The sequence below is a fragment of the Xanthobacter sp. 91 genome (assembly GCF_000702385.1).
Taxonomy (GTDB): Bacteria; Pseudomonadota; Alphaproteobacteria; order Rhizobiales; family Xanthobacteraceae; genus Xanthobacter; species Xanthobacter aminoxidans.
The window spans coordinates 738,432-763,443 of the sequence record NZ_JNIB01000001.1; the positions used below are offsets into that span (position 1 = coordinate 738,432).

Here is a 25,012-nt window from a genome sequence, read left to right on the forward strand (position 1 = left end):
GGCATAGCGGCTTGCGCGCCATCAAATCGCCGGGAGCGGCAAATGGGGCACCCGCCCCTCAGTCGGCGATGATCTTGACCTTCTCGCCATACTTCAGCCGGGCATTGGCATCGAGCCCGTTGAGGATGAGGAAGCGCTCCACCGGGCGGTCGGGCACCTGCATCTTGCCGGCGATCTTCTCCACATTGTCGCCGAGCCCCACCTGGACGATGCGCACGCGCAGCGGCTTCACCGTGTCCGCCTCTCCCGAGGAGACGCGGCGGAAGGTGTCGGCGGCGGCGCGGAACTGCTTGTCCAGCTCCGGCGTCAACTCGCGGGCGGCGAAGATGAGGCGGTAGACGTCCGAGCCGAAGCGGATGGCGAACATGCGGAACGACCACTGGTCGCCGCGCGCCACCGCCGTCGCCGCGCTGAAGCCGTTCACGGTGAGCGATTCGACCGTGTTGATCTCCACCCCGTCGATCCAGCCGGAGGAGAGATATTGCCCCAGGGACTGGTCGGCGGGGATGCGCACCGCATCGAGCCGCAGCGCCTCGCGCCCGGTCTGGGTGGCGCCGAGCACCGCCTGGGAGGTGTTCTCCAGCGAGAAGCCCTCCGGCGCCATGAAAGTGAAGCCGAGCTTGGGGTGCAGGAACTTGCGGCCGCGGACGAAGCCTTCCTTGGGATCGTCGCCGTAGACCATGCCGTTGATGACGCTGAAATAGGCGCTGCGGTCCCGCTCACCGTCCGACGGCCCCGCCGCGGGGGCATATTGGCGGGCATTGGCGATGGCGATGGAGATACGCTCCGGCGTCGCCGGGTGGGACGAGAGGAAGTCCATGTCCGGCGTGGTGGAGGACGAGCCGGAGAAGGCCGTGCTCTTCATCTCCGAGAAGCGACCCATGTCGGTCAGGAAGCGCGAGGCGCCATAGGGATCAAAGCCCGCGCGCGCGGCGATGCCGACGCCGATGGCGTCCGCCTCCAGCTCCTGCCCGCGATTGAACGAGGCGAGCGTGCGCCGGCTCTTCTGCATGGCGAGCGCGCCGAGATCGGGATCGTTCACCACGTCCGAGATGACGCGGCTCACCAGCACCGCCTGCTTCACCTGGTCCTCGCGGATGGTGGCGTGGCGGGCGATGACGTGGGCCATCTCGTGGGCGAGCACCGAAGACAGCTCGGACGTGTCGTTGGCCAGCGCCAGCAGACCCCGCGTCACGTAGAGCGAGCCGTCCGGCAGGGCAAAGGCGTTGATGGCCGGCGAGTTCAGCACGGTAACGCGGTATTTCAGGTCCGGCCGCTCGGAGGCCGCGACGAGGCGCTCCACCACCTTTTGGATCAGCGCCTTGAGCTCGGGATCGTCATAGGCCCCGCCATAGCTCGCCACGAGCTTTTCATGCTCGCGCCGCTGGCTGGGCGACATATCGGCGAATTCGGACGCCGCGCCGGTGGAGGCGAGCGGGACGCTCACCTGATCGAGGTCGATGCCAGCGCACCCGGTAAGCCACAGAGGGAGCGCGACGGCGGCACAGGCGAACAGCGCGCGCAGGCCGGAGCGCCGGGCAAGCGCGCGCGCAGGCGCTTCCGCCCGAACCCGCCTCGCCGCACCCTGCCCTCTCAGCGCCTCACGCACCCAGCACCTCATGCTTCCGTTCACCGCTCCCGGCGCCTCGACGGCAGCGCCTGGGCATCGGGCAGGGATTCGACCTTGCCCTCGATGCGCAGCACCTCGCCCCGCCGCCGCGGCGCCATGGCCGGTCCACCTTCCTCGCGGACGACGCCCCTTACCTGGATAAGGGCTCCGCGCAAGATGGCAGGATCGAGCCTATCGCCCAAGATTGTGGCGAAATCCTCCCTCGTCAGCATGACAGTGAAATCTTGCTTCCAGCTTGCCCCGAAATTCAGAAAAATCCGGTCGCGTCCGCCGACGGCCAGCACCCTTCCTTCTGTAACGGAAAAAAGGCCGCGCCGTTCCGCCATGGCCTTTTCATCGCCGGCCGGGGCGACCGCCGTGGCCAGGCTCCAGATGCCCCGGCGGGCGATGCGCGCCTCCGCTTCGGCAGAAAGGCGCTGTGCGGCACAGACGGTATCACCGTCCGCGGTGGCATAGCCTGCCCCGGCCCGAACCAGCGCCGTGGCAAGATCCTCCCGCCGGGCGTCTGCCGCCGCCGGACAGACGAGCCGCGCCGTCCCGGCAAGCCGGCCGTGACGATCGAGCGTGGTCGTGACTGGCGCAACCGCGCAGCCGTCGAGCACCGAAGCCGCCGCATCCGCGGCGACCGCGAGCAGCTGCGGGTCGGGCGAGAGCCGGGTCGGCAAGGCGATGCCTTCCGGGGCGGGGCTCCGGCCGTCGGCGAGAGCGAGCGCCCCCGCATCGCTCCAGCGCGCGGCGCCCCCGGCCGCCTCCGTCCCGCCGCCTGCGCAATCGGTGGCCACCGGAACGGCAGCCCTCTGCGCCGGGCGGGCGGCGGCAGGAGAGATGGTTTCGAGGATCAGCCCACCGGAAAGGGCCAGACCGCCCACCGCCAGAAGACGCGCCAGCGCCCGCAATGAATGCGTGTGGCTGCGCCTCCCTGCGCGCACCGATGAATGGCCTAGCGTCATGCAGCAACGATAGCGGCAACCGCCCTCCGGATTGAAGGCCGACCCGATCAACTGTCCTTACGCCGCCTTACGCCAGCGTCCGGCTCCCGCCTCGGACGGGGGAAGCCGCCATCCGGCCCCTTCCCTCCCGGCGTGCCGCGATTTAGAAGGAGGGCGTGTCCCGGTAGCTCAGCAGGATAGAGCAGCGGTTTCCTAAACCGCAGGTCAGGGGTTCGAATCCCTTCCGGGACACCATAGTTTTCAATGATTTAATCACGTTCTGCGCATCAGCGAACAGGCCCGCCTCGGCATGGCCTATGTCGGCCAGTTCGCAGACAGCGTGACGGTCAACGCCTTCCGGGCCAACCTGGCGCGGCGCATCCAGCTGACGATCTGCGCCCTTGCGTCATGGCTACTTGGTCGCATAGTTCGCAACGCGCATAACGCTATGGTTGCAGAGGCAAGGTTGGGGGCGAGAATGGGCAGGATCGGGCGCGTGGTGATCATGGCCGTGGTGCTGGCGGCGGTCGGCGGGTGTCAGCTCTCTAACCCGAGAATGATCGTGACTCCGCATGACCGGCCGTCGGGGCCGTTCCCCCAGCCGTGAACTGACGACCGGTCGCCCCCTCAGAAGGCGACCGTCGTGCGCAGGCCCACCACCCAGGCGTTTTCATTGACGGGCGAGGTGTAGCCGCCGGGATCGATGACGTATTGCAGCGAGGCCTTCAGGTTCAGCCAGCCCGTTGCCTGAAACCCGTAATAGGCTTCCAGCACGTATTCGTTGTGCTGCACATAGCCCGGGCCGAGCCCCAGCCAGTTGGCCTCGGCCTGCGCGGTTGCGAGCCGCGGATTGATGCCGGTCGTTCCGATGGCGAAGCCGATGTCGTCATCGGGGCGGCTTGCGAACGTGCCGTGCTGCTGAATGCCCCACGCCACCTGATAGAGCTGCGTGGAGGTCCGCGGGTCGGCATAGGTGAAGTTGAAGAAGCTCCACAATCCCTGCTTCGGGTTCGGCCCCTGGGCATTGCCGGTCAGCTGCTGGATGAAGGAAACATAGAAGCCGTAACGCCCATAATCCTGGGCATAGGGCAGCCCCGAGATGAGCTGGGGCTGTCCGTTGATGCTCGTGACGGCGTTATCCGCGGTCGCGGTATCGAACCATCCGCCGATCTTGTAGGTGCCCGACAGATTCCAGAGCGTCGGCGTCCATTTCAGCTCCAGGGGCACCAGCGCCCCCTCGGAACCGGACGGCCAGCTGGGCAGCAGCGCCCACTTCGCCTGAACCGACAAATAGGTCTGGTTTTCGTCGTAGACGGCGGCTGAAAAGGTCAGGTCATCGGTGAGATGGACCTTCAGGACGCCGCCCCACTGGCTGACCGGCCAGTTGAAAATATAGTTTCCGGCGATATTTCCCGGAACCGAGCCGCAGAAGGTCAGATTGATGAAATCGCAGCGCTCGAAGCCGAAATCGGCGCCGACGGCGAGACGGCCGACCTTGATGTCTACGGCGCCGTCGAACAAGGCCTGATTATAGTGGAAGTCCACGAGGCGGACGATGTTGCCGCGGCCATAGACCTCGTTCATCAGCATCAGCGCCGGAATGTTGGCGACTTCCGCGAGGTTGTCGCCCCAGCGGCCCACGAGCGTGATGCCGAAGGTGCCGCCGGTGATGTTGGCCAGCTTCTCCATGTCGAAGAGGGCCTGGATGGAGGCCTGGCCCGCATTGGCGCCCGTCTGCTGCGTACCGCCCGACAGGTTTCCGACCGTCTCGTTGACCAGCCCGCCGGAGATATCGATTCCCTGCTCCTTCAGCCGGCTCCGCCCCAGATCCCCGAACAGATAGGGCCGGGTCAGGAAATCGTCCGACGCGACAGAGGACGGTGCCGCTGTGCCGGCCGCCGCAAGATCGCCCGCGAGAGCCGGAGCCGCGGCGGATACCAAAAGCGCGGGAATGAGCGCGAGCCGTGTCTGCGCCGTCCGGCCGCAGGCACGGCGACCTCGATCGTCAGATCGCCTCATCCGCCCTATTCCCATCCAGAGAGCCTACAGAAAACGCAGAATCGCCTGCGTAGAATGCACGTTTCCGCGCCTGTCGGACCTGTCTGAACGAAAAGAAGAGCTAAATACCAACGAAGTCGCCGCTCCGTTACCACTCCGGCCAAGCTTCGATGGTCGACCGCGGGTTCATGCCGCCAAAATCACGGCGAACGGTCCGTCACGCGCCCGTCCGGGGACATCGTTTCACAGCCGCCTGAGGCTCACCTCGGCCACTTCGTGGCGGCCGGCCTTGCGCAGGATGAGGTCGGCGCGCTGGCGGGTGGGCAGGATGTTGTCCTGCAGGTTGACGAGGTTGATCCGCCGCCAGATGGAGAGTGCGGTCGCCTGGGCTTCGTCGTCGGAGAGCTGCGAGTAGCGGTGGAAGTAGGAGAGCGGGTCGGTGAAGGCGGTCTCGCGCAGGCGCATGAAGCGCTCCACGTACCAGCGCTCGATCACGTCCTCGTCGCCGTCGATATAGACCGAGAAGTCGAAGAAGTCGGAGACGAAGGGAATCGCCTTGCCATCCTTGGGCGGGCGCGTGGTCTGGAGCACGTTCAGCCCCTCCACGATCAGGATGTCCGGCCGGTCGATCTCCACGTACTGGTCCGGCATCACGTCGTAGAAGAAGTGCGAATAGAGCGGCGCGCGCACCGGCCGGCGGCCGGCCTTGATGTCGGTGAGGAAGCGCAGCAGCAAAGCGACGTCGTAGCTCTCGGGAAAGCCCTTCTTCTCCATCAGCCCCTCGCGCTCGAGGATGGCGTTGGGCAAAAGAAAGCCGTCGGTGGTCACGAGGTCCACCTTGGGCGTGTTGGGCCAGCGGGCGAGCAGCGCCTGCAGCACGCGCGCTGTGGTGGACTTGCCCACCGCCACCGAGCCGGCGACGCCGATGATGTAGGGCATCTTCTGTTCGCCCGCCGCCTCGCCCTCGCGGTGGTCGAGGAAGTGGCTCATGGCGCGATAGAGCTTCTGCGTCGCCGCCACATAGAGCGAGAGCAGGCGCGAGAGCGGGAGGTAGATCTCCTCCACCTCCTTCATGGAGAGGCGGACGCCGAGGCCTTCCAGCCGTGCGATCTCGTCCGGCCGCAACGTCATGGGCGTGTCGCGGCGCAGCTTCGCCCACTCCTCGCGGGAGAAGGAGCGATACGGGGAGAGGCCGGGGTCGATGGGCCGGTCCATGATCGCGATGTCTCTGTCAGGCGGTGGGACGGGCGGCTTTTTCGGCGAGACCGGACTGGGCGGTCCTCCGCGCAAGCTCGGCATGAATGTCGGCGAGGCTCACGCCACGGGCCTTGAGCACCACCATCAGGTGGTAAAGCAGGTCGCTCGCCTCTCCGACGAGGTCCTTCTCGCTGCCAGAGACGGCGGCGATCACGGTCTCCACCGCCTCCTCACCCAGCTTCTGGGCGCATTTGGCGACGCCCTTGTCGAGCAGGGAGCGGGTGTAGGAGGAGCCGGCGTCCGCCGAGGCCCGCGCCGCGACGATGGCTTCGAGGTCGGCGAGGGAGAAGCTGTCGCTCATCGGGTCGGCCCCACAAAAAGGGTCAGGAACGAAGGCACTGAAGCATTTTCAGCGACTTGGGGAGCGGTTCGCATCAAGAAAATGCGAGAAACGGGTTAACCGGAAGCGCTGCGGCACCGCCGTTCCCGGCGCGGCTCAATCGAGCCGTACCGGAAGACCGGCCTCGGCCAGCCGGTCCTTGGCCTCGCGCACCGTGAAGGTGCCGAAGTGGAAGATCGAGGCAGCGAGCACCGCCGAGGCGCCGCCATCCCGGATGCCCTCCACCAGATGGTCGAGGATGCCGACGCCGCCGGAGGCGATGACCGGCACATGCACCGCATCCGCCACCGCCCGGGTCAGCGCGCAGTCGAAGCCCTGTCCGGTGCCGTCGCGATCCATGGAGGTGAGCAGGATCTCCCCGGCACCGAGGTCCACCACCTCACGGGCATACTGGATGGCGTCGATGCCGGTGGGATTGCGGCCGCCATGGGTGAAAATCTCCCAGCGGTCCGTCTCGCCCGGCAGCGACACCTTCTTGGCGTCGATGGCGACGACGATGCACTGCTCGCCGAACTTCTCCGCCGCCTCGCCCACGAAGGCGCGGCGGTTCACGGCAGCGGTGTTGATGGAGACCTTGTCCGCCCCGGCATGGAGCAGGGTGCGCACATCGTCCACCGTGCGCACGCCGCCACCCACCGTGAGCGGCATGAAGCACTGCTCGGCGGTGCGGCGCACCACGTCGAGGATGGTGCCCCGGTTCTCGTGGCTGGCGGTGATGTCGAGGAAGGTGAGTTCGTCGGCCCCGGCGGCGTCATAGGCGCGCGCGGCCTCCACCGGATCACCGGCGTCGCGCAGATCCACGAACTGGACGCCCTTGACCACGCGGCCGTCCTTCACGTCGAGACAGGGGATGACGCGGACCTTCAGCATGGCGCACCTATCGTCCCGCCACCAGCGCGAGGGCCTCGCGCGGGTCCAGTCGCCCGTCATAGAGGGCCCGGCCGGTGATGGCGCCTTCGAGCTTCTTCGCGCCCGGCGCGAGCAGTCCCTCGATATCCGCCAGGGAGGCGAGGCCGCCGGAGGCGATCACCGGCAGCGAGATGGCCTCGGCCAGCGCGATGGTGGCTTCGAGGTTGAGGCCCTTCAGCAGGCCGTCGCGGGCGATGTCGGTGTAGATGATGGCGGCGACGCCCGCATCCTCGAAGCGCCGGGCGATGTCCACGGCGGCAAGCTCGGACGTCTCCGCCCAGCCTTCCACCGCGACGTGCCCGTCGCGGGCGTCGAGGCCCACCACGATGCGGCCGGGATGGGCTTTCGCAGCTGCCTTCACGAAGTCCGGGTCGCGCACTGCGGCGGTGCCGAGGATGACGCGGGTGACGCCCTTCTCCAGCCAGCCTTCCACCGTGCGCATGTCGCGGATGCCGCCGCCGAGCTGCACCGGGATGGAGACCGTCTCGAGGATTCGGTCCACCGCCGCCGCGTTCACCGGCTTGCCGGCGAAGGCGCCGTCGAGGTCGACGAGATGCAGGTAGCGGAAGCCGAGGCTCTCGAACTCCTCCGCCTGGGCGGCAGGGTCGCGGTTGAACACGGTGGCCCGCGCCATGTCGCCCTGTTCGAGGCGCACGGCGAGGCCGTCCTTGAGGTCGATGGCCGGAAAGAGGATCACGGATGCCACTTCAGGAAATTGGCGAGGAGCGCGAGGCCGAGGGTCTGGCTCTTCTCGGGATGGAACTGGGTGCCGGCGACATTGTCCCGCGCCACCGCGGCGGTGATGGTGCCGCCATAATCGGTGGTGGCGAGGAGGTCGATGCCGTCCGCCGGCTTGAGGTGGTAGGAGTGGACGAAATAGGCATGGAGCCCGGACGCGCCGGTGGGAATGCCGGCGAGCAAAGGGTGCTCGCGCGCGATTTCCAGCGTGTTCCAGCCCATGTGCGGGATCTTGAGGGTCGGATCGTTGGGGGTGATGCGGTCCACCTCGCCGCGGATCCAGCCGAGGCCCTCGGTGACGCCGTGCTCCAGCCCGCGCTCGGCGAGAAGCTGGAGGCCCACGCAGATGCCGAGGAAGGGACGGCCCCTGCCCTTCACCGCCTCGGTCATCGCCTCCACCATGCCCGGCACGGCATCCAGGCCCGCCCGGCAGTCGGCGAAGGCGCCGACGCCCGGCAGCACGACGCGATCGGCGGTGCGCACTACCTCGGGGTCGCTGGTGACGACGACGCTCTGGCCGGCATCATGGGCGAGGCTCTGCGCCGCACGCTCCATGGCCTTGGCGGCGGAATGCAGGTTGCCGGAATTGTAGTCGATGATGGCGACGGTCACGCCTCAGGCTCCCGGAAAGGCGCCGATGACGCCGGATGAGCCGCCCGGAACCGGGAAGGACGGGCGAATGGCCGGAAGGGCGGAGGCGGCGCGGGCCGCGGGAAACAGGCCGTCCCACTCGGCAAAGAAGCGATGTTCCGCCTCGTCCCGGTCGGCGGCGACCACCACGGCGGTCTCCTCATAGCCGAGGCGCTCCAGCTTGCGCTGCCGCAGGCGCGGCAATTCCAGGGCGAGGAGGACATGGAAGCCGATCATCACCGCGTTGCCGACCCCATCGGCGACGCCGACCCAAACTTCCGCGAGGCCCATGAGGACCATCACCGCCACATAGGCGGCGAACACCAGCCACAGGCGGAAGCGCAGCAGCACAATGGGGGCGAAGAACAGCGTCACCCAGGAGAATTTCTCGCGCACGAACACGGTGCGCCCCGCCGCCTGCTCGGCGGTGTCGCCGGGGACGGTGCGGGTCAGAACGGTCCAGCTGGCCATGGCTGCCTCGTCTCCTGCCTCGGTTCCTGCCTCGTCTCAGCCCGCCTCAGGTGCCCAGCGCGCCCTTGGTGGAAGGGATCTCCCCCGCCGCCGCCGGGTCCACCGCCACAGCCGCGCGCAGCACCCGGGCGAGGCCCTTGAAGCAGCTTTCCGCGATGTGGTGCGCGTTCACCCCGTACAGCGTCTCCACATGCAGGGTGACGCCGGCATTGGAGGCGAAGGCCTGGAAGAACTCCCGCACCAGCTCGGTGTCGAACTCGCCGATCTTCGGCACCGCGAACTCGGTGCGGAAGACAAGGAACGGCCGGCCGGAAATGTCGATGGCGACGCGGGTCAGCGTCTCGTCCATGGGCAGGAGCACGTCGGCATAGCGCGTGATGCCGCGCATGTCGCCGAGCGCCTTCTTGACCGCCTGGCCGAGCACGATGCCCACGTCCTCGGTGGTGTGGTGGAAATCGATGTGGAGGTCGCCCACCGCCTTGATATCGAGATCGAAACGGGCGTGGCGGCCGAGCAGGTCCAGCATGTGGTCGAGGAAACCGACACCGGTGGCGACAGACGTCCGCCCCGTCCCGTCGAGGTCGACGGCGAGCGTGACGCTGGTCTCCTTGGTCTCGCGGACGATTTCGGCCTTGCGCATGGAACTCCTCCAAGGCTGCGGCTTCTATCAGCAACCTCGCTGCAACGCCATATGGCGATGAGATGACGGCGCGCGCGACGGAATGCTACGCCTTTCCCAGCGTCACCCGCCTCGCGCCGACGCGCCAACTATGGCATAGCGCACCCGTCAACCCGACGGGGATCGCCGATGCCGACGACGCACAATGACGGGCTGGAGCTTGCGTATCAGGTCAGCGGCGAAGGCCCGCCCCTGCTCATCATCTCCGGCCTTTCGGCCGAGCGCTCCTTCTGGGCCCTGTCGCGCCCGCTGCTGAAGGGCTTCACCCTCATCGAGTTCGACAACCGCGACATCGGCAAGAGCCAGCGGGCCAAGGCGGCCTACACCGCAGCCGACATGGCCCGCGACGCCCTCGCCGTGCTCGATGCCTCGGGCTTCGAGAAGGCCCATGTCATCGGCCATTCCATGGGCGGCATGATCGCGCAGGAACTCGCCATCGCCGCGCCGCAGCGGGTGAACCGGCTGGTGCTCTCCAACACCATCGCCCGCAACGATCTCTACACCACCGAAATCATGCGGCTGTTCAAGGAGCTGCGGCTCCAGCTCGACAACGAGCTGACGTTCGGCGCGGCGCTCACGACCTTCGTGCTCGGCATGCGCACGCTGAACAAGATCCCGCTTTTTGCGGCGGTCCAGCAGTCGCTGGACGCCGGCCTCTACCAGGAGAAGGACGCCTTCATCCGCCAGGTGGGAGTCTGCGTCGGCTTCGACAGCCTTGCCCGCATCGGCACGATCACCGCGCCCACCCTCGCCATCTATTGCGACGACGACCGCCTGTTCTCCCCGGCCATGGTGCGCGAGGTGGCGAACGGCATTCCCGGCGCGAAGCTCGACGAGATCATCGACAGCGGCCACTGCCCCATGGTGGAGGCGCCGGAGAACTTCTGCACCACCGTGCGCGCCTTCCTTGACGGAAACTGAGCGGGAAGCGAGTTGCGTCAGCCGCGGAAGCGCATAAGTAAGCCCCAAGCGGAGCACTTCATGCATTCCCCTGATACCATTTACGGCACCACCATCGTCACCGTCCGCAAGGGCAACCGCGTCGCCATCGCCGGCGACGGGCAGGTCACGCTCGGCCAGACCGTCCTCAAGGCCAATGCGCGCAAGGTGCGCCGGCTGGGCCGGGGTGACGTGATCGGCGGCTTCGCCGGCGCCACAGCCGACGCCTTCACGCTATTCGAGCGGCTGGAAGCGAAGCTGGAGCAGTATCCCGGCCAGCTGCAGCGCGCCGCCGTGGAACTCGCCAAGGACTGGCGGACCGACCGCTACCTGCGCCGGCTGGAGGCCATGATGATCGTGGCCGACGCCTCGGTGTCCCTCGTCCTCACCGGCACGGGCGACGTGCTGGAGCCGGATGCGGGCGTGGCCGGCATCGGTTCGGGGGGCATGTATGCCCTCGCCGCCGCCCGCGCCCTCCTCGACCGCGAGGAAGACCCGGAAGCGATCGTGCGCCGCTCGCTGGAGATCGCGGCGGACATCTGTGTCTACACCAACCGGAACATCGTCGTGGAAACCATCGGGTCCTGAGCGCCCCCGGCCCCCGCGATAAGGACTGCTGATTCCATGAGCGACTTTTCCCCCCGCGAGATCGTTTCCGAGCTGGACCGCCACATCGTCGGCCAGGCCAAGGCCAAGCGCGCGGTGGCCATCGCCCTGCGCAACCGCTGGCGCCGGCAGCAGCTGGACGAGAAGCTGCGCGAGGAGGTTCTGCCCAAGAACATCCTGATGATCGGCCCCACCGGCGTCGGCAAGACCGAGATCTCCCGCCGCCTCGCCCGCCTTGCCGGTGCGCCCTTCCTGAAGGTGGAGGCCACCAAGTTCACCGAGGTCGGCTATGTCGGCCGCGACGTGGAGCAGATCGTGCGCGATCTCGTGGAGGTCGGCATCGGCCTGACCCGTGAGGCCAAGCGCAAGGACGTGCAGGCGAAAGCCCACCTCAATGCCGAGAACCGCGTGCTGGACGCCCTCGTCGGCGCCACCGCCTCGCAGGCGACCCGCGACGCCTTCCGCAAGAAGCTCCGTGCCGGCGAGCTGGACGACAAGGAAGTCGAGATCGAGGTGCAGCAGGGCGCGCAGGGCATGCCCATGTTCGAGATTCCCGGCATGCCCGGTGCGCAGATGGGTGCCATCTCGCTGGGCGACATGCTGGGCAAGGCCTTCGGCGGCCGCGCCAAGCCGCGCCGCGTCACGGTGAAGGAGGCTCACCCCCTCCTCCTCACCGAGGAGGCGGACAAGCTGCTCGACCAGGACGCCATCACGCAGGAAGCCATCCACGCGGTGGAGAACAACGGCATCGTCTTCCTCGACGAGATCGACAAGATCGCCGGGCGCGAGGGCCGGTCCGGGGCTGATGTCTCCCGCGAGGGCGTTCAGCGCGACCTGCTGCCGCTCATCGAGGGCACCACGGTCTCCACCAAGCACGGATCGGTGAAGACCGACCACATCCTGTTCATCGCCTCCGGCGCCTTCCACGTCTCCAAGCCGTCCGACCTGCTCCCGGAGCTTCAGGGCCGCCTGCCCATCCGCGTGGAGCTGGAGGCACTGACCCGCGCCGATTTCGTGCGCATCCTCACCGAGACCGAGGCAAGCCTCGTCAAGCAGTCGGTGGCGCTCATGGGCACGGAAGGGGTCACGCTCGACGTCACGGCGGACGCGGTGGAGGCCATCGCCGATGCCGCGGTGGAGGTGAATTCCAATGTCGAGAACATCGGCGCCCGTCGCCTGCAGACGGTGATCGAGCGCGTGCTCGACGACCTCTCCTTCTCCGCACCCGACCGCTCCGGCGAGACGGTGGTGGTGGACGCGGAGTATGTGCGCTCGCGCGTCGCCGACCTCGCGAAGAACGCCGACCTCAGCCGCTTCATCCTCTAAAGGCGGCTCACGACAGGCGGGTGCGCTCGCCCCAGGCCAGTTTCTTGCGGTAGAGGGTCGAGGGGCTGAGGTCGAGGGCGGCGGCGGCAAGGGAGATGTTGCCGTCGAAGGCGGCGATGGCGGCCTCGATGGCGCGCCGCTCGATCACCGCCAGCGGCTCCACCCGGCCGTGCCACGCAAGGCTATCGGACCAGCCCTGGATGAACACCTCGGGGCTCCGGCCGGGGGTGTCCGCCTCGGGCGCGGCAGGCTCGGCGAGGAAACCGGGCGGAATGGTGCCGCCTTCGCTCAGGATCACCATCTGCCGCATCAGGTTCTGCAATTCGCGCACATTGCCGGGGAAACGGCGGGCACGCAGCGCCTCCACTACCTCGGGGGTGAAGCGCGGCATGGGCCGGCCCTCCTCTCCGGCGAAGCGGGCCAGGAACGTCTCGGCCAGAAGCAGAACGTCGTCGCCGCGCGCCCTGAGCGGGGGCAGCGCCAGCGGCAGCACCGCCAGCCGGTAATAGAGATCTTCCCGCAGGCGGCCGGCGCGCACCTCCTCCAGCGGATCGCGGCTGGTGGCGCAGACGAGGCGCACGTCGGCCTCCCGCTCCGCCACCTCGCCCACGGGGCTGAACCGGCCCGTCTCGACGAAGTGCATCAGCCGGGCCTGGCAGGCCGGGTCCATCTGGGTGATCTCGTCCAGGTGGAGCGTGCCGCTCTGGGCGCGGTCCATGGCGCCGGCGTCCTCGCGGCCGAACAGGGCGATTTCCATCAGTTCGGGGGGAATGACGGCGCAGTTGAGAGCGACGAAAGGCGCATCGCGCCGCGAGGACGCGGCATGGACCGCCGCCGCCACCAGATCCTTGCCGGTTCCGCTCTCGCCGGTCACGAACACCGCCGCGCGCGAGGCGGCAAGGCGCTCGATCTGGGCGTAAACCGCCTGCATGGCCGGCGAACGCCCGGAGAGACCGCAGAAATCGCCCCCGCGCGGCAGGGGGCGGGCCGCCCGGCGGCGGCGCTCGGGGCGGCGCGCCGGTGTCGCGGCGAGCAGGCGGTCCATCACCTCCTCGATCACGAGCGGCTTCTGCACCACGTCGTCCGCCCCCGCCCGCATGGCGGCGACAGCGTCTGTCACCGAACTTTCGCTCAGCGCCACCACGAGCGTGCCGGCATATCCGCTGGCGCGCACCCGCCGCACCACATCTTCCGGATCCTCCGTCCCGAGGAGGACGGAGGTGCAGCGGGGCAGCAGGGTCAGCGCCGAGGCGATGTCGGTCGCCTCGATCAGATCGAGGGAATCACGTCGGGCAAGCGCCGCACGCACGGCCGCACGTGCGGTCGGGTCAGGATCGCAGATCAGAAGGCGGGCCGGCCCGCCGGTACGCCGGGCGATGGAAAACTGGGACATGGACTGCGGATCGCGGGAAAAGAACATCCCTGGAAGTAGACGCCCGGCAGCGTAAAGGAAGCCTTGCCGCCCGCACAACCCATTCTCACGGTGTCACTTCCGCCCACCCGATCAGGCAGGCTCGCCGGTCAGCCCCGCGGCGGTTTGCCCGCACCAGCATCGGCGGAGAGGCCCGCGCTTTCCAGCGCCGCGAGTGCACGCGAGGCGTGATCCTTGGACGGCAGCAGGCGCGTCACCAGCCGGCGCACGCCATCGGCTCCGTCGGAGGCCTGATGAACCATGAGGTTGACCACCTCCCGCTCCTCGCTGTGGCGCCCGAGGGCGTGAAGGCTGAGGGCGAGCGCGATGCGGTTTTCCACCGTCGGATGCAACGTCAGCTGGGGCAGCATGGCCTGCGCCGCGATCAGGTCGCCGCGCAGGAAGGCGGCGAGCGCCAGATAGGAATCCCGGAACGGGGTCGCCACCGCCCCCTCGCGGCGGGCGTTGGCGAGCAGGGCCTCGCCCTCCGCGATCCGCCCGGCGCCGATGAACACCACGCCCACCGTGGCCGCCACGTCGAAATCGAGCGGATTGAGGCGCAAGGCGCGCTCCGCGGTGGTTACCGCCTCGTCCGGCTCCCCGGCGAAAAGCTGCACCAAAGCGAGCGCGCGGGCGGCATAGGCGCTGGCGGGGGCCAGTTCCACGGCGCGCTCGGCCTCGTCCAGCATCACCTCGAGTTCGGCCTCGGACGGGGCCGGCGTGTCGTCATGCAGCGTGCGCTGGAGCTGGGTCTCGGCGCGCACCGCGTGGCCGAGAGCGAAGGCGGGGTCGCGGCGGGTGAGTTCGGCGAGGCACTCGTCCACATTGATGCCGCGCGTCTCCTGCCGGGTCTCGGCCTTCATTTCCGGCCGCGTCTCCTGGCTGTCGCTGCGTCGCTGGGCGGCCGCGGCGGCGACGCAGCCGTAGCCGGAGGCCGGAGCACGGGCGAGGGCCTGCGCCCGTGCGCGGACCTGCACCACGCCATAGCCTTCCATCACCGCGACGGCCACGTCATGGATCACCCGCTGCTCGCTCTCCGCGAGCTTTCCGGCGCCGGACAGGCCGTCCATCATGGTGGACCAGACGATGGAGCCGTCGCAGCGGTCGGTGAGGCGAACGGCGAGGGAGAAGGTGCCATCCGGCCGGCCTTCGGCGAGGCCGGCGAGGGAGAAGACCGAGCGCGGCACCTTGGCCGCGCACGCTTCGGCGACAGCACTCTCATGGATATCGGCGCCGGCGGCGCGCACCTGGGTGAAATCGAAGCGGGCGAAGGCGTCGCGCATCCGCTCCTCGATGGCGCGCAGCTCGGTCATCGGCGGCGCACCGTCGCCGGACGCCTCGAAGGTGCGGACCTCGACCAGCGGAAGCCGGATGCGGTCCGCTGTCGCGGCGGCGGTTGCCGCATCGCGCGGCGCCTTGATGTCGGCGTCCCACAGGGCGAAGCCTAGGCCGGCCGTCACCACCACCGCGAGCCCTGCCGCCAGGGCCGGCAGCAGCCGGCGGGGGCGGGTGATCTCGGCGGGGACCTCGGTCGATCCCGGCGGCACGGCGGATGTGTCGGGATCGGCCAGCGCCGCATCGTCCGGCCCACGGGCGCGGAACTGAGGCACATAGCCGCCCTTCGGAACATCGATGATGACGGGATCATCGGCACCAACGGTCGCATAATACCGGTCAAGCGCGCGCCGAAGCCGGGTCGCCTCCACCCGGACGATGGGATCGGACTGGGGATCGAACGATGGCGGGCGGCCCAGGGCCTCGACCGCGATGGTGTAGCCCTTCAGCGCGTCTGCGCGCCCATCCAGCGTTGATTCGACCACGAACCGCAGAAAGGCGGCGAGGCGGGGCGAGGAGGCGAAATCGGCCGAGGCAAGCACGCGATCGAGGGCGGCGCGCACGCTGGCAGAGGCATCGACCGTCTCGGCCACACCTTCCACGCCGGCTTCCACCGCGCTCTCTTCGCCTGCGTCTGCAGCGCTGCTTACCACGATACCGTCCTAACCTACGGTCACGACCTTTGTCGATCAGAACCCATGCACAAGCAAGAGGGCGGGATCAAGGTGAGCGCGCTCCCTGCGGTAAGCTTCCCGCGACGGTTCCCACCGGCAATGCGGACTGCTAGCCTTGCCGCGACGCGACCGCACCCGAGGCCGCCGGCCGGCATGTGCCGGCGGCGCGCGACCCGCACTGTGCGCGCTGGCGCGTTGCAAATCGGCGCCAAAGACAAGGCGCGCGGGAGAGGAACCATCATGGCTCTGGACGATCTGGTGACGGACGGCATGCGCGCGGACAGTGTTCCGAACGACCTCGAAGCCTTCTGGATGCCGTTTACCTCCAACCGGTCGTTCAAGAAGCGACCGCGGCTCGTGTCCCGCGCCAAGGACATGCACTATTACACGCCGGAGGGCCGCCCCATCCTCGACGGCTGCGCCGGCCTGTGGTGCGTCAACCCCGGCCACAACCGCGAGCCCATCGTCGAGGCCATCCGCGACGGCGCCGCCGAGATGGATTTCGGCCCGACCTTCCAGTACGGCCACCCGAGCGCGTTCCGCCTCGCCACCAAGATCGCCGACCTCGCGCCCGGCGACCTCGACCATGTGTTCTTCTGCAACTCGGGCTCCGAGGCGGTGGACACGGCGCTGAAGATCGCCCTCGCCTACCAGCAGACCATCGGCCAGGGCACCCGGACCCGCCTCATCGGCCGCGAGCGCGGCTATCACGGCGTCGGCTTCGGCGGCATTTCCGTGGGCGGCATGGTGGCGAACCGTCGCACCTTCGGCACCATGCTGGCCGGCGTCGACCACCTGCGCACCACTTACGACCGGGAGAATCAGGCATTCTCCAAGGGCGAGCCGGAATATGGCGCGCATTTCGCCGACGAGCTGGAGCGCATCGTCGGCCTGCATGACGCCTCCACCATCGCCGCCGTCATCGTCGAGCCCATGGGCGGCTCCACCGGCGTGCTGCCGGCGCCGAAGGGCTATCTCAAGCGCCTGCGCGAGATCTGCGACAAGTACGGCATCCTGCTGATCTTCGATGAGGTCATCACCGGCTACGGCCGCCTCGGCTACGCCTTCGCCGCCGAGCGCTACGGCGTCATCCCGGACATGATCTGCTTCGCCAAGGGCATCACGGCCGGCGCCGTGCCCATGGGCGGCGTCATCGCCCGCAAGCCCATCCACGACGCCTTCATGAAGGGGCCGGAGCACATGGTGGAGCTGTTCCACGGCTACACCTACTCGGCGCATCCGCTGGCCTGCGCCGCCGGCCTCGCGACGCTCGACCTCTACGCGAAGGAGAACACCTTCACGCACGCCTTGGCGCTGGAGCCCTTCTTCGCCGATGCGGTCATGTCGCTGAAGGACAAGCCCGGCGTGCTCGACATCCGCACCGTGGGCATCACCGGTGCGGTGGACCTCGCCCCGCGCGCCGGCTCGCCCGGCCTGCGCGGCTACGAGGCGTTGGAGAAGGCCTTCCACGAGGAAGGATTCATGATGCGCATCGCCGGCGACACGCTCGTCATCACCCCGCCCCTCATCATCTCGAAGGATCAGGTGGGCGAGCTGGTGGAGAAGCTCGGACGGGTGATCGAAAAGACCGCCTGAAGAACGCCGCGCGCGTCCGCCGCCCCCTGGTGAGCGGCGGACGCCGACGGGCAACGCACACACCCTGGCCGCCGGTCCGCAGCGGGGTGCGGCCGACGGCCAGGACGTGCGGGCCGCGAAGCAGGGGCGTCAAGCTCGCGGGCCGCACGTTCGCGGTCTCGATATGGAAGCGACTGGACGTGGAGATTTGCGCGCGCCTCACGCGGCCGGCACCGACCGGCCCAGCCAGCCGGCGCCAGCCGCGAGGCCGCTAGAGCCGTCCCGTGAGTGCCAGCACGATCACGATGATCAGCAGCACACCCACGATGCCGCCGGGTCCATACCCCCACCCGGAGCTGTAGCCCCACCTCGGCAGCGCGCCGATGAGCAGCAGCACGAGAATGATGATGAGGATCGTGGACATCAGCGGCCTCCCAGTCTGTCGGGCGGAGCCACGCTCCGCCTCGCGCATCTGGTAACGCCCACGAGGCCTTGCAGTTCCTTGGCTTGTGGAGGATCGCCCAACGCTCTGCGGGCGATCCGGCCGACTTCCAAAGCGCGATCCGAGCGGATTGGATCAATCCGCTCGGTGAATCGCCCTCTCACTCTTGGCAAGAGAACGCGTGACCCGATCAAACTGCGATGCAATCTGATGGGCGCGTGCTCTAGAGCGGCGCCGTGGCTCCGGCGAGCCAGTCGACACTGCCCTCGTCCACCAGCGGCGCGAGGGTCGCGCGGACCTCGGCATGATAGGCATCCACCTGCGCCCGCTCGGCACCGGTGAGGAGACGAAGATCGATCAGCCGCCGGTCGTAGGGGACCAGCGTGAGGGTCGAGAAGCCGAAGCACGGCCGCTCGCCGGCCTCCACCGGGCGGTCCTCCACCAGGATCAGGTTCTCGATGCGGATGCCGTAGGCGCCGGTGCGGTAGAAGCCCGGTTCGTTGGAGAGGATCATCCCCGCGGCCAGCGGCAGGTGGCCGAGCTGGGAGATGCGCGCCGGCCCCTCATGCACGGAAAGCCCCGCGCCGACGCCGTGGCCCGTGCCGTGATCGAAATCGAGCCCGTTCTCCCACAGGAACTGCCGCGCCAGCGGATCGAGCTGGGCCCCCGTGATCCCCTTGGGAAATACCGCGCGGGTGAGGGCCAGATGGCCCTTCAGCACCAGCGTGTAGTGGCGGCACATGTCTTCCGTCGGCGTGCCGACGGCGAGGGTACGGGTGATGTCCGTGGTGCCGTCAGGATATTGCGCGCCGGAATCGAGCAGGAACAGCTCGCCCGGATGGATCGCCCGGTTGGTCTTGCGCGTGACCCGATAATGCACGATGGCGCCGTTCTCCCCTGCCCCAGCGATGGTCGGGAAGGAGATGTCGGTAAGACAGCCGGTGGCACGGCGGAACGTCTCCAGCGCCTCCACCGCGTCGATCTCGGTCAGTTTGCCGGTCGGCGCCTCCCGGTCGAACCAGGCGAGGAAGCGCACCAATGCCGCGCCGTCACGCACATGCGCCGCACGCATCCCCGCGATCTCGGCCGGGTTCTTCGAGGCCTTGATGAGGGAGATGGGGTCGGCACCCTTGTCGGCGATGCCGCCTGCCGTCTCGATGAGGGTGGCGAGGCGCACGGGCGCGGTGGCCTGATCGACGCGGATGCGCCGGCCCTTCCCGTCGCCCTTGCCCTCGCCTTTGGCGAAGGCGGCGAGCACGCGGTCGAGGTCGCCCACGCCGTGCAGACGGGCATGCCCCGCGAGGGCGGCGCGCACCTCGTGGGAGAGCTTCAGCGCCTCAAGGAAAAGGTCGGGCAGTCCCTCGCGCGGGATGATGCACCAGGCGAGCGGCAGCGGCGTGTGCGCCACGTCCCCGCCGCGCATGTTGAACAGCCACGCGGCCCCGTGCGGATCGGAGACGAGCACGCCGTCGAGCTTCTCCTCGGCGAGCTTCTCCTGCACCCGCCGGAGCTTGGTGGCGGTGTCCTCGCCGGCGACGGAGAGGTCGAGCAGGCGCACCGGTTCACGGGGCGGTGCGGGCCGATCGGGCCAGATGGGATCGAACGGGTCGGCATCCAGCGGCGCGAGGATGCCGCCCGCCGCCGCCACCGCCTTCACCAGCCGCTCGCGACCATCGATGGTGGTGCGCCATGGATCGAACCCGAGCCGGGCGCCACGGGGCAGATGGTCCTCGATCCACTTGTCCGGCCGCGTCTGCGACAGGGGCACCACGGTGAAGGCCGCCTCGTCCACCTGCGCCGGGGCCTGGAGGGTGTAGCGCCCGTCCACGAACAACGCCGCCTCCGTCGGCAGCAACACACAGGTGCCGGCCGAGCCGGTGAAGCCGGTAAGGTACGCAAGCCGCTCCTCGCAGGCCGGCACATATTCGTTCTGGTGCGCATCCGCGCGCGGGATCACATAGCCGTCGAAGCCGAGGCGGGCGAGTTCCGCCCGCAGCGCCGCCAGCCGCGCCGGCCCCTCGGCGCCGTCAGCGAGATCGTCGAAGGTCTGGAAGTGCGCCTTGAACGGGGGATGGCCGTGGGAGGCCGGATGAACCGGGGAATGGGCGGAAGAAGGGGACGTCATGGGCGGGGCGCCGGGCAATCGTTGAAATCCCGCCGACCATAGGAGCCCCGCCGGGCGACGGCAACGCAGTGGGTATTTCGCGAAACGCCCTTGATGGGCAACCCCGCATCCGATTATGGTCGGCGCCTGCGCGGGCGTAGTTCAGTGGTAGAACGACAGCTTCCCAAGCTGTATGTCGTGGGTTCGATTCCCATCGCCCGCTCCAGTTTCGCGAGCTGTGACAAGAGCTTGTCGGCCTACCGTTGAACTCGGCGTTCCCCGTGGGGGTCTACCGCCTGTCCCGGTGAGCCGCCCGCATTTGGATCGGTACCCGTCCTGGCGGTCTCCTTCACCATAAGAAGGTCGTCCGAGATGTGCGCCCACCTGAGACCCACGGTCCAGCATCGGCCGCAGGGTGCAGCTCCAGCTTCGACCTGCGCCGACCAGGTCGCTTGAATCGGATCTCATCGAGGATGCGGGTCAGCCGTCCGCACTCTGGGGGATCGGCCATGACGCCATATCCCGGTAGCCGGCGCATCATCGAGACGATGCCCTGCGCCTTTCGGACTCTTTTCGTACCCCCGGCCTTCTTCAGTCTATTCGCCTTATCGTACCCCCCGGAAGCACGCTCGTGGCGTATGCTGTCGCCAATCGAGTTCGAACGGCGGTACAATGCCAAAGCTGAAGGCGTCTGGAAACTCGGGGCAACTCAGAGACCTGAACGGCAAAGCGCTGACTCCATCTCGGATGTTTAGCGCAAGTTGACGTGAATCAAGCCTGTTGATTTGGGTTCCGTTGTATCAACTTAAATAAAAATTCGCTGCGATTGGGCGCGCCACCTCGGGCGGTACGAGGTGATTTCAAGAATCATCGATTCTCGAAATTTGGTGCAGACCTTGGACCAAATCAGCCCGAATGCTTGCCGAGCTTCACCAAGTTTGACCGTTACTGAATCGATGAGATCGTAACCATGAGACAAAAACTGAAGCTAGCCCTGTCTTCGCTGACGTTGATTGCGCTTTCGGTGATGCCCGGCGCTGCCCAGCAGTACAAATATGAAACCCCGATTGCGCCCGGCGTTTCTGTACCCGATAAGGTCGACACATCAATCGGCGAACTCAACTTGTCGCATGGCTACCCCGATGCGCCAACCATTCAGACGATCTACGACAATTTGGACCGCTCGCGCGCCCTGCAAGCCTATCTGCTTGGCCTACCCATAGTAAATCAAGTCGGAATGAGAGATGCGCTGCGCAGATTTGGGCCGGTCAACCAGACGAACGTCATCTGGGAGAATTTGGTCGACTCTCGGACCGTGGAACTGACGGCAAACGACAACACCGTCTACAGTTTCATTTGGCTTGACACACACAATGGCCCGTTAGTCGTCGAAATTCCACCCAAGGTCTTGGGGGCTATCGATGACTTTTGGTATCGCTGGGTTGCCGACGTCGGCATCACCGGTGACGACAAAGGCAAGGGTGGCAAGTACCTTGTATTGCCGCCGGGATATCAGGGCGAAATTCCACCCGGCTATTTTGTCGTACGGCCCAGCACATACGGCAACTGGATGCCGTTCCGATCGTTCCTTGTCGACGGCTCACCCCAGCCCGGGGTCGAATCCGTGAAGAAACATCTGAAGATTTATCAGCTCGCAGACGCCGCCAATCCGCCCGCAATGAATTTTGTCAATGTATCAGGCGTTCCGTCCAATTTTGTTGCCCCTGGTGACTATTCTTTCTGGAGTCTGCTGAACCAAGCGATCCAGGAAGAACCGAGCGAAGGAAGTGATCCAACCACGCTGGGCCTTTTTGCTTCCATCGGGATCGTTAAGGGAAAGCCGTTTGATCCCGATGCGCGGATGAAGAGGATTCTGGAGGACGCTGCGAATATCGGCGCCGTGACCGCGCGCACGATCGCCTTTAAGATTCGCAGCGAAGACGCCTACTTCTATCCGAACAGTTCCTGGCGGCTGCCCTTCTTCGGTGGCTACAAATTCGAAGTCGCACCGGGGGTTGCCAACCTGGATGGGGCCGCCTTCTTCTACTATATCGCCACAGGCGTGACACCGGCGATGGCATTGAAGATGGTCGGCCAGGGGTCGCAGTACCCGTGGGCAGCCCAGGACTCGAAAGGCAACCCGTTCGACGGCGCCAAAACATACAAACTGCACCTGCCTCCAAACATTCCGGTCAAGGATTTCTGGTCGGTCATCGTCTACGACAATCAGACGCGCTCCATGGTGCAGAGCGACCAGCAGTTCCCCAGCGTGAGCAGTCAGAACAAAGGCGTCAAGGTCAATGATGATGGCTCCGTGGATGTCTATTTTGGGCCAAAAGCTCCCGCTGGCTTTGAACAAAACTGGGTGCAGACGCTTCCTGGCAAAGGCTGGTTTATGATCCTTCGCCTCTATGGACCGTTGGAGCCATGGTTCGACAAAACATGGCGTCCCGGAGAAATCGAGCTGCAACAATAAAATCCAGCACTGCCAAGCCCCGGCTTCAACGCCGGGGCTTTTTGCTGCAGCGCGCGAATTTGGCGACGCCCGACATGATGCGCGCGCTCCGAGAAAGCGTGGAACCCGGTGAATTCGCGGCCACCAGCGACGCCATGCGGGATACTGGTCGCGTGTGACAGCGGCAACATCTCGTATTCGCCGGGCGCCTCAAGGACGTCCGACGCGTCACCACACGATAAGACCGCAACGCCTTCAGCTTTCTCGCCGCCATTTGCATCGCTGCGACCATCAGCGACTGGTCATGAAAATCGACCCCAGGATTTTCTGGATCGCGGCCGGGACGGGCTCGACGATCCGGTCGGGAAAGCGCAGGCGCAGCCTTGCGGCTGCGTCGCTGAGCGGGCCACCTCCGATCACCACGGTGTCCGCGCCGTCCTGCTCGATGCAGGCGGTCGCCGCCGCGGCCAGGGCCTGGTCCTGCGCGGGAGGATCCGCCGCGAGCGAGAGGGGATCGCCATCCGGCACGCGAACGCCCGTAAACTGGCCCTGAAGGCCAAGGTCGCGGACGCCGGCCTCGATGGAGCGCACGAGGTCCGACGTCGTTGTGGCGATCCCGAAGCGGGATCCTTTCGCCGCGGCCTTGAGGATGGCCGCTTCACCGATACCAACCACGGGAACCTGCAGGAGCGCACGCAGCGCCCCCACTCCCGGATTGCCGAAGGCCGATACGATGATGGCATCTACGCGCGATGCCTCCGCGAGCCCGATGCGGACGACCTCATCGGCGGCCTCGGCAAGGGCGGCCTCGTCCACGATCATGGCGGCCCCGCTCTTGGCCGTCACCCCTCGCAGGGTGACGGCATCGGGCAGGAGGGGCCCCGCGACCGAGAGCATCATCTCGGTCGAGCGGGTCGAGGTATTGGGATTGATGAGGAGGATCGTTGTCACGGCAAGTTCCTGATACCCGGGCCGGACTTCGGCCCAGGGGAGAGGCGTCAGGCGGTCTGAAGCGGACGTTCGGCCGGCGCCGTCTCCGGCACGGCTTCCATGGACTTTCCGAAGGTCTCCGGTGCGAACTGCACGGCGATGGCGAAGATCGCGTACATGCCCGCCATCATGGTGAACATGCCGGCGACACCGGCCATGTCGAACACCCGGCCGGCAAGCAGCGGCATCCACGCGCCCGCCATGGTCCCGAGCGCGAGGATGAACGCCGTCCCGAAGCCGCGAACCCGGGTGGGGTAGTTTTCCGGCGCGAAGATCCAGATGGTCGTGTTCAGGAGCAGCACGAAAAACTGAAATGCGGCGCCGAACGCGAGGATCAGCGCGTCGGTGGTGGCCAGGAAGCCGAAGCCGAGCCCCGCCGCCACGGCGCACAGAGCGCCCGTCGTCAGCACGATCTTGCGCGGGACGCGCGCTGCCAGCACCGCCGCCGTGAGCGCGCCGAACAGGCTGCCGCTCTGCAGGATGATCGTGTACAGGAAGCTCCGCGTGATCGTATGGCCCTGCGAGACGAGGATCGTCGGCATAAGGGTCAGCACGGTGAGCTGCGCGCCGAACGTCATCCAGGACGCGATCCCCACGGCAAGGGTGCGGCGAAGAAGGCCGCGGCGGAAGATGTCGGCCACGATCGCGCCGAGCCTGGGCGTCTCGATCACCGGCTGCGAGGTGACGTGATCGGTCACCTTGACGTTCTTGGTCGAGAAGGACCCGGTCGCAAGCTGCGACAACACGCGATTGGCTTCTGCCACCCGGCCTCGTGTGACCAGGAAGCGTGGCGTCTCCGGCACGAAGCGCCGATAGAACACGACGAGGACCGCCGGCAGCACGAGCGCGCCGAACAGCCACCTCCAGCCGTCCCCGCCCGGGAACAGGGTGAAGATCAGGAGGGCGAAGGCCGGGGCCAGCATGTTGCCGAGGCCGCCACCTCCCACATTGATGAGCCCGACCGCCGTGCCTCGGAACTTGGAGGAGCAGAACTCGGCGAGCAGGGTGACTGCCGTCACGATCTCGCCGCCGAGCCCGAGGCCGACGATGAAACGGCCGATGGCCATCGTGGTATAGCCCGGCGCCAGCGCGCAGATCGCGGCGCCGACCGTGAACAACAGCAGGTTGACGTTCAGCATGAAGCGGCGGCCCACCCTGTCGGCCAGGACGCCGGAGCCGAGCCGCCCCATGGCGGCCGCGACGAAGGTCATCGTGTTGAGAAACCCGATGTCGGCCGCGGAGAGATGCCACTGTTCCCGTAGGAACGGGGCGATCAGCCCCACGGTATTCTGCTCGAAGACGTCGAACATCACCCCGAACAGCACCAGCAGCACGATGAGCTTGTGCGCGGTGGTCACGCCGATCTTGTCGAGCGCCGTCTCGACCTGCACCGCCGCCTCGGACGCGGGGGCGGAAAGCTGCACGTTTTCCCCAGCCATGGTCAGTCCCTTCGTTGGTCCCCAAACCCGCAGGACGGCTGCGATTGAATTTTCAATATACCCGTTCTGCAAAATTTTTTTCAGCAACTTCCATGCCAGCGCAACGATCCGCATGGTGCCGCGCGGCGCTTTGGG

At 67.3% G+C, this 25,012-nt stretch carries 22 protein-coding genes and 2 tRNA genes; 8 read left to right on the plus strand and 16 right to left on the minus strand.

The window, feature by feature from the left end; translation table 11 throughout:
• Window positions 1–58 precede the first annotated feature (58 nt).
• Together A37E_RS0103600 and A37E_RS25800 are read right to left on the minus strand one after the other, a co-directional pair.
• Entirely contained in the window at window positions 59–1,621 is a 1,563-nt protein-coding gene (locus tag A37E_RS0103600; RefSeq protein WP_081837433.1) for a M48 family metalloprotease, read from the minus strand.
• An 8-nt stretch (window positions 1,622–1,629) separates the two neighbouring features.
• On the minus strand, window positions 1,630–2,631 hold the full coding sequence (locus A37E_RS25800) for a hypothetical protein (protein WP_156026231.1): 1,002 nt from the start codon (window positions 2,629–2,631) through the stop codon (window positions 1,630–1,632).
• 106 nt (window positions 2,632–2,737) lie between these two features.
• Here A37E_RS25800 and A37E_RS0103610 point away from each other — a divergent pair.
• Window positions 2,738–2,814, plus strand: a tRNA-Arg gene (locus A37E_RS0103610).
• Between the two features lie 55 nt (window positions 2,815–2,869).
• Window positions 2,870–3,166, plus strand: a complete 297-nt coding sequence (locus A37E_RS0103615) for a hypothetical protein (RefSeq protein WP_029555354.1) — start codon at window positions 2,870–2,872, stop codon at window positions 3,164–3,166.
• Window positions 3,167–3,186: 20 nt separating this feature from the next.
• Here A37E_RS0103615 and A37E_RS0103620 read toward each other — a convergent pair whose 3' ends face one another.
• The 8 genes from A37E_RS0103620 to hisB form a co-directional block, all read right to left on the minus strand.
• Window positions 3,187–4,578, minus strand: coding sequence for a carbohydrate porin (locus A37E_RS0103620; RefSeq protein WP_081837434.1), 1,392 nt, complete (start codon window positions 4,576–4,578; stop codon window positions 3,187–3,189).
• A 222-nt stretch (window positions 4,579–4,800) separates the two neighbouring features.
• Window positions 4,801–5,772, minus strand: coding sequence for a type I pantothenate kinase (gene coaA / locus A37E_RS0103625; protein ID WP_024280444.1), 972 nt, complete (start codon window positions 5,770–5,772; stop codon window positions 4,801–4,803).
• 16 nt (window positions 5,773–5,788) lie between these two features.
• Window positions 5,789–6,115: a phosphoribosyl-ATP diphosphatase gene (locus A37E_RS0103630; RefSeq protein ID WP_029555356.1), complete on the minus strand. Its 327-nt coding sequence runs from the start codon at window positions 6,113–6,115 to the stop codon at window positions 5,789–5,791.
• A 135-nt stretch (window positions 6,116–6,250) separates the two neighbouring features.
• Complete coding sequence (gene hisF / locus A37E_RS0103635) at window positions 6,251–7,024, minus strand: imidazole glycerol phosphate synthase subunit HisF (RefSeq protein ID WP_029555357.1); 774 nt, start codon at window positions 7,022–7,024, stop codon at window positions 6,251–6,253.
• Between the two features lie 7 nt (window positions 7,025–7,031).
• On the minus strand, window positions 7,032–7,769 hold the full coding sequence (gene hisA / locus A37E_RS0103640) for a 1-(5-phosphoribosyl)-5-[(5-phosphoribosylamino)methylideneamino]imidazole-4-carboxamide isomerase (RefSeq protein WP_081762729.1): 738 nt from the start codon (window positions 7,767–7,769) through the stop codon (window positions 7,032–7,034).
• On the minus strand, window positions 7,757–8,356 hold the full coding sequence (gene hisH, locus A37E_RS0103645; RefSeq protein WP_245279424.1) for an imidazole glycerol phosphate synthase subunit HisH: 600 nt from the start codon (window positions 8,354–8,356) through the stop codon (window positions 7,757–7,759). Before hisH ends, hisA begins: the two co-directional genes overlap by 13 nt.
• 60 nt (window positions 8,357–8,416) lie before the next feature.
• Window positions 8,417–8,902, minus strand: a complete 486-nt coding sequence (locus A37E_RS25805; RefSeq protein WP_051678757.1) for a DUF2628 domain-containing protein — start codon at window positions 8,900–8,902, stop codon at window positions 8,417–8,419.
• Window positions 8,903–8,948: 46 nt separating this feature from the next.
• Window positions 8,949–9,542: an imidazoleglycerol-phosphate dehydratase HisB gene (gene hisB / locus A37E_RS0103655; protein ID WP_024280450.1), complete on the minus strand. Its 594-nt coding sequence runs from the start codon at window positions 9,540–9,542 to the stop codon at window positions 8,949–8,951.
• Window positions 9,543–9,710: 168 nt separating this feature from the next.
• Here hisB and A37E_RS0103660 point away from each other — a divergent pair, with 168 nt between their 5' ends.
• From A37E_RS0103660 to hslU, 3 genes are read left to right on the plus strand one after another with little or no spacing between them, the layout of a single operon-like run.
• Window positions 9,711–10,502, plus strand: a complete 792-nt coding sequence (locus A37E_RS0103660; protein WP_029555360.1) for an alpha/beta fold hydrolase — start codon at window positions 9,711–9,713, stop codon at window positions 10,500–10,502.
• Window positions 10,503–10,562: 60 nt separating this feature from the next.
• Complete coding sequence (gene hslV, locus A37E_RS0103665) at window positions 10,563–11,108, plus strand: ATP-dependent protease subunit HslV (protein WP_024280452.1); 546 nt, start codon at window positions 10,563–10,565, stop codon at window positions 11,106–11,108.
• Between the two features lie 36 nt (window positions 11,109–11,144).
• Entirely contained in the window at window positions 11,145–12,452 is a 1,308-nt protein-coding gene (hslU, locus tag A37E_RS0103670; RefSeq protein WP_029555361.1) for an ATP-dependent protease ATPase subunit HslU, read from the plus strand.
• A 7-nt stretch (window positions 12,453–12,459) separates the two neighbouring features.
• Here the strand turns inward: hslU and A37E_RS0103675 are convergent, their stop codons facing one another.
• Together A37E_RS0103675 and A37E_RS0103680 are read right to left on the minus strand one after the other, a co-directional pair.
• The gene (locus A37E_RS0103675) at window positions 12,460–13,845 is read right to left on the minus strand and encodes a sigma-54 dependent transcriptional regulator (protein WP_197022924.1); all 1,386 of its coding nucleotides are present in this window, start codon (window positions 13,843–13,845) and stop codon (window positions 12,460–12,462) included.
• A 128-nt stretch (window positions 13,846–13,973) separates the two neighbouring features.
• Entirely contained in the window at window positions 13,974–15,851 is a 1,878-nt protein-coding gene (locus tag A37E_RS0103680; RefSeq protein ID WP_156026232.1) for a hypothetical protein, read from the minus strand.
• A 261-nt stretch (window positions 15,852–16,112) separates the two neighbouring features.
• Between A37E_RS0103680 and A37E_RS0103685 the strand changes: the two genes are divergently transcribed.
• Window positions 16,113–17,468 (plus strand): aspartate aminotransferase family protein, encoded by a 1,356-nt coding sequence (locus A37E_RS0103685; protein ID WP_081837435.1) that lies wholly within the window; start codon window positions 16,113–16,115, stop codon window positions 17,466–17,468.
• Window positions 17,469–17,718: 250 nt separating this feature from the next.
• Here A37E_RS0103685 and A37E_RS26310 read toward each other — a convergent pair whose 3' ends face one another.
• Both A37E_RS26310 and A37E_RS0103695 read right to left on the minus strand, forming a co-directional pair.
• Window positions 17,719–17,874, minus strand: a complete 156-nt coding sequence (locus A37E_RS26310) for a DUF3309 family protein (RefSeq protein WP_197023048.1) — start codon at window positions 17,872–17,874, stop codon at window positions 17,719–17,721.
• 238 nt (window positions 17,875–18,112) lie between these two features.
• Window positions 18,113–20,014, minus strand: coding sequence for an aminopeptidase P family protein (locus A37E_RS0103695; RefSeq protein WP_051678760.1), 1,902 nt, complete (start codon window positions 20,012–20,014; stop codon window positions 18,113–18,115).
• 130 nt (window positions 20,015–20,144) lie between these two features.
• On the opposite strand from A37E_RS0103695, the gene A37E_RS0103700 reads away from it, so the two are divergent.
• Both A37E_RS0103700 and A37E_RS0103705 read left to right on the plus strand, forming a co-directional pair.
• A tRNA-Gly gene (locus A37E_RS0103700) sits at window positions 20,145–20,219 on the plus strand.
• Window positions 20,220–20,963: 744 nt separating this feature from the next.
• Window positions 20,964–22,469 carry a DUF1254 domain-containing protein gene (locus A37E_RS0103705; protein WP_029555366.1) on the plus strand — a complete coding sequence of 502 codons (1,506 nt, stop codon included), beginning with the start codon at window positions 20,964–20,966 and terminating at the stop codon, window positions 22,467–22,469.
• Window positions 22,470–22,739: 270 nt separating this feature from the next.
• Here the strand turns inward: A37E_RS0103705 and A37E_RS0103710 are convergent, their stop codons facing one another.
• Both A37E_RS0103710 and A37E_RS0103715 read right to left on the minus strand, forming a co-directional pair.
• Window positions 22,740–23,399 (minus strand): aspartate/glutamate racemase family protein, encoded by a 660-nt coding sequence (locus A37E_RS0103710; protein WP_029555367.1) that lies wholly within the window; start codon window positions 23,397–23,399, stop codon window positions 22,740–22,742.
• Between the two features lie 47 nt (window positions 23,400–23,446).
• Complete coding sequence (locus A37E_RS0103715) at window positions 23,447–24,991, minus strand: MFS transporter (RefSeq protein WP_245279263.1); 1,545 nt, start codon at window positions 24,989–24,991, stop codon at window positions 23,447–23,449.
• Window positions 24,992–25,012 lie beyond the last annotated feature (21 nt).

Bases quoted from the DNA above. Each gene is read 5' to 3' on its own strand.
- A37E_RS0103685 (WP_081837435.1), top strand. From the start codon at position 16,113: ATGGCTCTGGACGATCTGGTGACGGACGGCATGCGCGCGGACAGTGTT.
- hisB (WP_024280450.1), bottom strand. From the start codon at position 9,542: ATGCGCAAGGCCGAAATCGTCCGCGAGACCAAGGAGACCAGCGTCACG.
- A37E_RS0103660 (WP_029555360.1), top strand. From the start codon at position 9,711: ATGCCGACGACGCACAATGACGGGCTGGAGCTTGCGTATCAGGTCAGC.
- A37E_RS0103705 (WP_029555366.1), top strand. From the start codon at position 20,964: ATGAGACAAAAACTGAAGCTAGCCCTGTCTTCGCTGACGTTGATTGCG.
- A37E_RS0103620 (WP_081837434.1), bottom strand. From the start codon at position 4,578: ATGAGGCGATCTGACGATCGAGGTCGCCGTGCCTGCGGCCGGACGGCG.
- hisF (WP_029555357.1), bottom strand. From the start codon at position 7,024: ATGCTGAAGGTCCGCGTCATCCCCTGTCTCGACGTGAAGGACGGCCGC.
- A37E_RS0103715 (WP_245279263.1), bottom strand. From the start codon at position 24,991: ATGCGGATCGTTGCGCTGGCATGGAAGTTGCTGAAAAAAATTTTGCAG.
- A37E_RS25805 (WP_051678757.1), bottom strand. From the start codon at position 8,902: ATGGCCAGCTGGACCGTTCTGACCCGCACCGTCCCCGGCGACACCGCC.
- hslU (WP_029555361.1), top strand. From the start codon at position 11,145: ATGAGCGACTTTTCCCCCCGCGAGATCGTTTCCGAGCTGGACCGCCAC.
- A37E_RS0103600 (WP_081837433.1), bottom strand. From the start codon at position 1,621: ATGAGGTGCTGGGTGCGTGAGGCGCTGAGAGGGCAGGGTGCGGCGAGG.
- coaA (WP_024280444.1), bottom strand. From the start codon at position 5,772: ATGGACCGGCCCATCGACCCCGGCCTCTCCCCGTATCGCTCCTTCTCC.
- A37E_RS0103675 (WP_197022924.1), bottom strand. From the start codon at position 13,845: ATGTCCCAGTTTTCCATCGCCCGGCGTACCGGCGGGCCGGCCCGCCTT.
- hisH (WP_245279424.1), bottom strand. From the start codon at position 8,356: ATGGAGCGTGCGGCGCAGAGCCTCGCCCATGATGCCGGCCAGAGCGTC.
- A37E_RS0103695 (WP_051678760.1), bottom strand. From the start codon at position 20,014: ATGACGTCCCCTTCTTCCGCCCATTCCCCGGTTCATCCGGCCTCCCAC.
- A37E_RS0103630 (WP_029555356.1), bottom strand. From the start codon at position 6,115: ATGAGCGACAGCTTCTCCCTCGCCGACCTCGAAGCCATCGTCGCGGCG.
- A37E_RS0103615 (WP_029555354.1), top strand. From the start codon at position 2,870: ATGGCCTATGTCGGCCAGTTCGCAGACAGCGTGACGGTCAACGCCTTC.
- hslV (WP_024280452.1), top strand. From the start codon at position 10,563: ATGCATTCCCCTGATACCATTTACGGCACCACCATCGTCACCGTCCGC.